Source organism: Empedobacter sp. UBA7252, from assembly GCF_002472765.1.
GTDB lineage: Bacteria > Bacteroidota > Bacteroidia > Flavobacteriales > Weeksellaceae > Empedobacter > Empedobacter falsenii_B.
The window spans coordinates 1-6,983 of record NZ_DKSQ01000074.1; the positions used below are offsets into that span (position 1 = coordinate 1).

Genomic DNA, 6,983 nt, shown 5'->3' on the forward strand with positions numbered 1-6,983 from the left:
TGCATTAAATTAAGGGAGGCGCTACAATTTATAAATTTGGAGCAAGAAGTTGATGCAAGATGGAATTTAGTCGAAACGGCTTGGAACCTCCAAATAAATCCCAACCTATTGGAAGTAAAACACGATTCTCTAAAACAGGAATTGTTTGTTGATTCATTTATGCGTCGGATTGATATTACTTCTGTAAGAGACGCATTAAACGGATACCAAAAAGGCAAATGCTTCTACTCATACCAAGATATCTTTGTTAACAAAGGATCGGAGAACATTTGTGAAGTAGATCATTTCCTACCACATCTTAATAAAAAAGCGCATATAGCCGAGGAAGCAAATATTAATGGCATCTGGAATTTGGTTCTAGCTGATCCTAAAATTAATGGTGATAAAAGTGCAAGGGTACCACATCGCCGTTACTTAGAACGGTTGTATAATCGAAATGAGTTTTACATCGAAAGTAAACATCCTCTTGCCGAAACAATTATAAATCAAACCGGAAAGACAAAAGAAAAAAGACGTATCTTTCTGCAAGCGCAGTATAATCTAGCACTCTCCTCTTCCATTCACGAATGGGAACCCTGGATTGAACTGCCAGGAAATTTTTAGCCATGAGTAGCATTAAAAACTTTTTAGAATTACCAACAGATAAGCAAATCGGAGAAACACAACATTTCTTCCTTATACATGATGGATTTCCAGTTAGCCCAGGTCACACACTTATAATAAGTAAGGAGCTTCGTACAAATTATTTCGAGCTGACTCCTCTAGAAAAAGCTGACTTGGATAATGCGATTGGTCTAGCAAGATCTTTAGTTGAAGCAGAGTTCACTCCTGATGGCTACAATATTGGCATGAACTGTGGTGAATCTGCTGGTCAAACGGTATTTCATTTTCATTGCCATCTAATCCCCCGTTATTCTGGTGACATGGAAAATCCTAGAGGTGGTGTCAGGCATGTGATACCGAGTAAGGGAAGCTATTAGTTATTACATAAGTAGAATATTCAAGAACTTTTAAAGTTTGTTACTAAATTTATTCGCTTTACGTATTTTCACTTCTAAACTCATAGTCTCTGAACAGAGAAATATCTGGACTAGAGATAAATCCCCAATTCATTACAATCTTTTTATAATCTTCCACTCTGCTAATAGCAAAATCTAATTTTTCGGGATCGTGTCCTATTGATTCTAATTCATCAATATAATCAGTTATGCGATTATTAATTATTTGATCAAAATACTCTGCCCAATTATAAGTATTATATAGATGGAAAAGCTCTTTCAAATTAAAATCATAAAGCATTTTCATTTGTTTTTGAAAATTTAAGATAGATTCAAAATCTTCAACAAATATTATAAGTGGTCCGTAAATTGACACTCCAATGTTAATAATTTCGTTCCTGTCGTAGCAAACATCACCATACAAAATATTCACGAGTGTCTCAATACTATCCGATTCTGGATTAAGACTAAGCCAATCTTTAACGTTGTTTAAACAAAAATTAATCGCTTCAGCACAATCCTTATTGTTTGCATAACTTATCAGAAACAGCGCCATCGTAAAATAATCTGTATCATCATTAAATATAAAGCCTTCACAGTTATTGGATAATCTTTTTAGTAGTTTGCTTGGGATAAACCCTCTCTCTATACTCGGCTTTGGTATAGGATATAATCTAGTGATTAATTGAGAAATAAATATGGTAGATTCTACAATACGCCGGGTTTCAAGACTATTTTCTCTTAGCGTTACTAATAAAAAGTCAACCAATGACGGATTAATAAATTTTATTGACTCAAATTTATCGTGATATTCGTACATAATAAATCCACCAAGTAACCTACGAAAAGAAGAATTGAATGGATCAAATGTTTTAACCACATTATTATGAAGAACTTCATATTCTATTCTAGCAATAAAAGCTTCTTCCAAATATTGGATAGAACAATTATTTCCAAAACTTATCATCGTACTTAAAAAAAAACGATCTAGTTCATCGATCTGTTCATTATAAGCATGTCTCCAAATTTTTTGAGGGGAATTAAAATTTTCATAAATATAGCTTTCAAAGTTTGAAGGTGTAATATCACTGATATACTCAGGATCTGTAATAAACTCAATTGAGCGAGGATAAAAATTTTTGTGGTTAATAATGAATTTTATAATATTATCCTTATATAGAATACTTTTGTACTGATACTGAAGGTCACTTTCTTGAATATGATTCTCCAACATTTTAAGTTTTAAATCGTGATCATATTCCTTTAAATGTAATATGCTTTGTTTTTCGATTAAATGATACTTCTGTAAGCGCTCCGAAATGGCTACTGCTTCATTTAAAATAAATGTTCTAGTTGTAAAAATAAAGTGTTTATTCCTTCTATTCTTTATTCTATTTAATGCTTGTACAAGATAATTTTCTGATGCCTTTGCTTTTCTTATCTCTAGGCTATTATGGCCCAAAAAATCATCGAAATAAAAAATTTGTTTTGTATCATCTGATTTAATCAAGTTATCAACTTCTTTAATATTTAAAATATAATTCAGTTCATATTGGTTTCCAATATATTCATATAAAAGAAGCTCTGCTAAACTAGTTTTTCCACAACCGGGCTCACCTGTTATTATAATAAATTTATCCTTTCGTAAAGATTCGCGAGCAATTTCATACATCGAAGTTTTCACATATAGCCTAATTTTTCTTTTAAGGTTATTCTCAAGAAATTCTTGCGATCTTCCAAAATACTGATACTGTAATATTCTTTTTAAAACATCTGATCCCGAAAACCAAAGTTTGAAATGCTTTTGCAAAACTTGTGGATATAGTGATACAAGTCGGTTAAGATCTTTTAAACCCAATATGTCCGAAAGATTCGTGATATAGGGTTCAAAAATTTCTTTAATATAGTGGATATCATTTACTCCCAAATCGACAGAAGTTACAATCAGATAGCGATTCGGTTGAAGTTTTTTGACTTTTTCCACTTCATTCTTCTTCAGATCACGTAACAAACCAGAAATACCTGTCTTTAAATAATGTTTTACTTGAACAACACTCTCATAATTATTTTCTTCCGAACTTCTCAAAATATCTATCCCTCTATCTTTTCCTTCTTTGAAAGTTCGATAGCTATTGAAAGGTTTTAATTGAACCTCACTAGCATTCAGCAAATCGCAAACAAGTTCTTCCAAATCAGAACTATTTAAAGTAGAGAAATCAAAATTATCCATGAGAAAACTATAAAGTCATAAAATTCAAACCTATTTTTTTATTTTTCAAACTTGTCTAAATATAGAAAATATTCATTTTAATTTCTCAGACTTTATAATCATATAAATTACGGTTACCCGTAATCAAAACATTATTTTCTAAGCTATTTTCGTAACAAAGTATTGACCTTTTTTTTATTAAAAATATATTTTATATCTTAATACATTATTAACCATTTAAATAAATTCTTATGAGTGGATCTGGAGGAGGTAGCGGATATCAAACGTCTGCACGAGCTCAATTTGATTGTAATAGTGGTACAATTACCACAAATCTCTCGTCAATCGATTTAGTAATATTGGCTTCACATTCGATTGGTGATCATTTACAGGTTCGAATTAATGCCACAGGTGCATTAGTAACGGTAAATGGAAATGGTCAAATTCTTGGTTCTATTGTTCACGTAAATACTGCAGACATTATACAATGTATTAATAGCGGTAATAATTATTTCGCGAGGATTACTGCAATTAATTCACCTGTTTGTACCGTATATATAAAAAGAATATGATAACTGTTGTCGGCGGAACTTACAGAGAAATTAACTATGACAGTATTTCTCATGAAATATTTGGTTCCGGTTTCAGGGCAAGTAAATTTCTACTTGAGAATAATTGTGATGTAAATTATGTAACATATGGAAATGAAGATACGATATCTTATCTCAAAGAAAATAAAAAGGTTTACCCAAGATTAAATTTCCGATGTTTTACTAGTTCTGAATTGATAACGTTTAAGTATAGTTTTTCATTAGATAATCCAACTATCTTTCCCAATTTATTCAACATTGTTAAATCAGAATCAATAAATGTAACTGAAGACAATATCGTTTGTTTTGGAATTTTAGAAGCAGAATTTAAAATTAAAGGAAAAAAGGTTGTGTATGACCCTCAAACAGGAATACAACCAAGAAAATTTTCGGCATTTGGCAAAACAGAAGAACTTGTATACATCGTAAATAAAAGCGAAGCGGAATCTATTTCTGGTAGTAAAAATATTAATGATATAAAGGCTTTTTTTTTCGAACAAGAAAAAGCCTGTGCAATTATCATAAAAAACGGTCCACATGGCGCCAAATTGTATTATGAGCAATATGAGTTTGATATTCCATCATATATTACAAATAACGTCCATAAAATCGGGTCTGGGGATATCTTCACCGGTAGTTTTGCCTATTATTGGTTAGAGAAGAATTTACCTCTTGAAAAATGCGCTTTGTATGCTTCTTTATCTACAGCATATTTTTGCGATATTCAAGCTTATGTCGATACAAGTTTAATAGAGAATAAGCCCTATAAAGAACATACATTCTCCGACTTATCAGGAAAACAAGTTTATTTAGCCGCCCCATTTTTTAGCCTTGCGGAACTAATATTAATAGATAAAATAAGGACTGCCTTTATAGACTTTGGTGTAAAGGTATTCTCCCCGTTCCATGATATTGGATTTGGTGACGACGAATCAATTGCGAGGAAAGATATTGAAGGACTAATGAAATCAGATATTATTTTTTGTGTCTTTGATAATCTAGATTCAGGGACATTAATTGAATCTGGTTTTGCACTTGCTCATGACAAAAAGATCATTGGCTATCAAAGAACCTGTCAAAATAATCATTTGCTAATGCTTAAACCAGCGGATATTAAATTATATGATAATCTTACATCTGCGATTTATAATACAATATGGAGTCTGTAAAAAAAGGAATTTTGTTATCTGGTGGAGTGGATTCTATTTGTTTAACATATGGAATAAAACCCTATATAGCTTATACTATTGACTACGGACAAACAGTAGCTGAAAGAGAGATCTATGTTTCAAAATATATAAGTAAAGAATTGGGCATCAAACATAAAGTTATATCTGTAGATTGTAAATCTTTAGGATCTGGAAATTTGGCTAATACTGAAAGTATATCAATCTCCCCTTCCGAAGAATGGTGGCCATATAGAAACCAGCTGCTAATAACCCTAGCTGCTATGCAAGCCATAAAAGATGGAGTAAATGAATTGCATTTGGCATCTGTTAAATCGGATAATTTTCATAGAGATGGTACTAAAGCTTTTTATGAAAAAATAAATGACTTATTAAGTTATCAGGAGGGAAATATCTCTGTTCATGGAGACACTTTGGATTATTATAGTCACGAATTGGCAGAAATCTATAAAGTCCCTTTGGAACTTTTATCAATCGCCCATTCTTGTCATATTTCAAACATAGCTTGTGGACAATGCTCTGGATGTAAAAAGCAACTAAGAGTGAGAGAGGAACTTGGTATCAATTAATTTTAATATAATGAACAATAAGATGACTTGGACGAATTGTTTTTCGTCTCGTAGATATGGATTTGAAAATAATGAATCTGGAATACGTACAGAATATGAAAGAGATTGGGATCGCATAATCTTTTCAAGTCCCTTCAGAAGATTACAAAATAAAACACAGGTATTCCCTTTGCCTGAAGAAGTATTTGTGCACAATAGACTCACACATTCTTTAGAAGTAGCAAGTGTTGGTAGGTCTTTGGGCAAAAAGATAGGAAAACATTTATCTGAGACACCAGAGGTAAATGATAATCAAGAAGCTAAGCGATTCTATCGTAATAACCTTAAAAATGTAATAGCATCGGCTTGCTTAGCTCATGATTTAGGAAACCCAGCGTTCGGCCATTCAGGTGAAGAAGCGATTTCTAAATACTTTAGAAAAAAACAAAAAGATATGGATTTCAGAAAAAGATTTTCTGAAAACGAGTGGCAAGATTTAACACACTTTGAAGGAAACGCAAATGCACTCAGAATTCTAACAATGCAACAGAAAGGTAAAGTAAAAGGAGGATTTAAACTCACTTATTCAACTCTCGGAGCAATTATAAAATACCCATGCGAGTCTCTTTGTTCTGAAGGTAAGGATGGCGAGAAGCATTTAAAGAAATACGGATACTTTAAGATTGATGAAGGTGTTTTTAAAGATATTGCAAATGAGCTTAATTTTATTGTGCATAGGAAAGATCATTTAGTAAGATACAAAAGACATCCTTTTGTTTATTTAGTAGAAGCTGCAGATGATATATGTTATAGTATAATAGATTTAGAAGATGCTCACAGATTGGGAATAATTGAATATGCCGTTATAAAAGAACTTCTAATATCTCTTTTAGGCTTCTGTGAACCAGATCAGATTAGTTGGATAGAGGATCAAGTATTGACTTTAGAAGATGATAAAAATGAAGCACTTTCCTATTTGAGGGCTAAATCTATCAATGCTTTAACTTTGAAATGTGCTGAAAGGTTTATAGAAAACCAGTCGAAAATAATTGATGGTGAATATGCGAATACACTTTTAGAAGATATCCAGGAAATTCAACCTACATTGGAAAAGATCAGAGAAATTTCCGATGAAAAGATTTATAATAATATCAAGGTTGTAAAGTTAGAACTTGCAGGTTTTAGAATAATGTCCGGGCTGGTAGAAGATTTTGTTACTGCAGCTTTAACTCCAAAAGGTGATAGAGAAAAGGAGCATAAGAAAGTATTACAATTACTTCCAAAACAGTTTAGTTTTAAAGAAGAAGAGACCGATTATGAAAAAGTAATGCATATAATAGATTTTATCTCTGGAATGACAGATCTGTTTGCACTTAAACTTTATCGGAATTTAAGAGGGATAGAGATATAGATCTTAACTAAAGTATTCAAAATGAATAATTAACAAATAA

General features: G+C 31.8%; 7 protein-coding genes. 6 read left to right on the top strand and 1 reads right to left on the bottom strand.

Features of this window, described 5'->3' with window-relative positions:
• A partial coding sequence (locus tag B2X73_RS10405; protein ID WP_291096376.1) for an HNH endonuclease domain-containing protein occupies window positions 1-603 on the top strand: 603 nt, incomplete at its 5' end.
• Between the two features lie 2 nt (window positions 604-605).
• Entirely contained in the window at window positions 606-980 is a 375-nt protein-coding gene (locus B2X73_RS10410) for an HIT family protein (RefSeq protein WP_291096377.1), read from the top strand.
• Window positions 981-1,038: 58 nt separating this feature from the next.
• On the opposite strand, the gene B2X73_RS10415 is transcribed toward B2X73_RS10410, so the two are convergent.
• The gene (locus B2X73_RS10415) at window positions 1,039-3,228 is read right to left on the bottom strand and encodes an ATP-binding protein (RefSeq protein ID WP_291096378.1); all 2,190 of its coding nucleotides are present in this window, start codon (window positions 3,226-3,228) and stop codon (window positions 1,039-1,041) included.
• A 230-nt stretch (window positions 3,229-3,458) separates the two neighbouring features.
• Here B2X73_RS10415 and B2X73_RS10420 point away from each other — a divergent pair, with 230 nt between their 5' ends.
• The 4 genes from B2X73_RS10420 to dgt are packed head-to-tail and all read left to right on the top strand — an operon-like array spanning window position 3,459 to window position 6,943.
• Window positions 3,459-3,779: a hypothetical protein gene (locus B2X73_RS10420; protein WP_291096379.1), complete on the top strand. Its 321-nt coding sequence runs from the start codon at window positions 3,459-3,461 to the stop codon at window positions 3,777-3,779.
• The gene (locus B2X73_RS10425; protein WP_291096380.1) at window positions 3,776-4,966 is read left to right on the top strand and encodes a PfkB family carbohydrate kinase; all 1,191 of its coding nucleotides are present in this window, start codon (window positions 3,776-3,778) and stop codon (window positions 4,964-4,966) included. The genes B2X73_RS10420 and B2X73_RS10425 overlap by 4 nt, the downstream gene beginning before the upstream one ends.
• Window positions 4,954-5,553 (top strand): 7-cyano-7-deazaguanine synthase, encoded by a 600-nt coding sequence (locus tag B2X73_RS10430; RefSeq protein ID WP_291096381.1) that lies wholly within the window; start codon window positions 4,954-4,956, stop codon window positions 5,551-5,553. Before B2X73_RS10425 ends, B2X73_RS10430 begins: the two co-directional genes overlap by 13 nt.
• 22 nt (window positions 5,554-5,575) lie before the next feature.
• Window positions 5,576-6,943: a dGTP triphosphohydrolase gene (dgt, locus tag B2X73_RS10435; protein WP_291096382.1), complete on the top strand. Its 1,368-nt coding sequence runs from the start codon at window positions 5,576-5,578 to the stop codon at window positions 6,941-6,943.
• The last annotated feature ends 40 nt before the right edge of the window (window positions 6,944-6,983 follow it).